1 protein-coding gene and 2 pseudogenes are annotated in these 1,400 nt (G+C 69.7%); 2 read left to right on the forward strand and 1 reads right to left on the reverse strand.

The window, feature by feature from the left end:
• Positions 1 to 56: 56 nt before the first annotated feature.
• Positions 57 to 317: pseudogene (locus ACSFA3_RS23330) on the reverse strand (helix-turn-helix domain-containing protein); the annotation flags it as partial.
• On the opposite strand from ACSFA3_RS23330, the pseudogene ACSFA3_RS23335 reads away from it, so the two are divergent.
• Positions 289 to 666, forward strand: a pseudogene (locus tag ACSFA3_RS23335) ((2Fe-2S)-binding protein); the annotation flags it as partial. The pseudogenes ACSFA3_RS23330 and ACSFA3_RS23335 sit on opposite strands and share 29 nt — an antisense overlap.
• Positions 663 to 1,400: NAD(P)/FAD-dependent oxidoreductase (locus tag ACSFA3_RS23340; protein WP_435507812.1), on the forward strand; the 738-nt coding region annotated here is incomplete at its 3' end. The pseudogene ACSFA3_RS23335 and the gene ACSFA3_RS23340, both read left to right, overlap by 4 nt.

Consider the following 1,400-nt stretch of genomic DNA (forward strand, 5'->3'; position numbering starts at 1 on the left):
CCGCGCAGTTCAAGGCAGCCGAAGGCTCGAAGAAGGTCTGAAGAGAAAAAGGGCCGCTATGCAGCGACAGCGCCTTCGCGCGCCGCCACCCGCCACGCACCGGGCGCCATCCCTTTCTCGCGCTTGAAGGCTTTGCTGAACGCCGCCTCCGACTCGTAGCCCACCGCCCCTGCGATCGCGCCCAGGGCCGCGTTGCCTTGCCCCAGCATATTGCCGGCCTTGAACATGCGCCACTGCGTGAGGTACTCCAGCGGCGCCTGTCCCACCCGCTCGCGAAAACGCTGCGCGAAGGCCGAGCGCGACAGGCTCGCCGCGCCGCTTCGCGCATCGTTGCGCGAGCACCTGCGCATCCGCCCCTTCCTCGATGCGCTGTACCGGCCCAAGAAGGCCAACCGCATTCCGGCCGACGACGTGATCGTGTGCCGCTGCGAAGAAGTGGCCGCTGGCGACATCCGCCATTTCGTGGCGCTCGGCTGCGATGGGCCGAATCAGGCAAAGGCCTTCGGGCGCTGCGGCATGGGGCCGTGCCAGGGGCGCCAGTGCGGCCTGACCGTGACCGAGCTGATCGCGGACGCGCGCGGCGTGACGCCGGCCGAAGTGGGCTACTACCGCATCCGACCGCCGATCAAGCCGATCTCGCTCGGCGAGCTCGCGGGCGCGGAATGAAGCGATCGGCAGATGTGATCGTCGTTGGCGGCGGCCTGCACGGCCTGTCGAGCGCGCTGCATCTTGCGCGGCGCGGGCTGGCGGTCATCGTGCTCGAGGCCGAGTTCTGCGGCCGCCATGCTTCCGGCGTGAACGCGGGCGGCGTGCGAACGCTCGGGCGCCACGTCGCCGAAATTCCACTCGCGCTGGCGTCGCGGGCAATGTGGCACCGGCTGGCCGAGCTCGTCGGCGATGACGCGGGTTTCGCGCCCAGCGGCCAGCTGAAGGTTGCCGAGACCGACGACGAACTGCAGACGCTGCGCGACACCGTTGCGCATCTGCATTCGCTCGGTTTTGACCATGAAGAACTCGTCGACGCCCGACAGGTGCGCGAGCTCGTGCCCGCCATTGCGCCGCACGTCGTCGGCGGTATCTGGGTGCGCGACGACGGCCATGCCTTGCCGTACCGTGCCGTCACCGCGTTCCGGCTGGCATCTCAACGCGCCAGCGCAGAAGTGCACGAGGAGACGCGCGTCGAACGCATCGACCATCGCGCCGGCCGCTGGCATGTGGCAACCACGCGCGGCAACTTCGATGCAACCCATCTGGTCAACGCCGCGGGTGCCTGGGCCGGCACGCTGGCAGCGCAGGCCGGCGACGTGGTTCCGGTCGAAGGGGGCGGGCTGATGCTCATGATCACGCATCGCGCACCGCCCTTCGTCACGCCGGTGCTCGGCGCGACGGGCCGGCCACTG

This window comes from Variovorax glucosi (assembly GCF_051216695.1).
In the GTDB taxonomy this organism is placed as follows: domain Bacteria; phylum Pseudomonadota; class Gammaproteobacteria; order Burkholderiales; family Burkholderiaceae_C; genus Variovorax.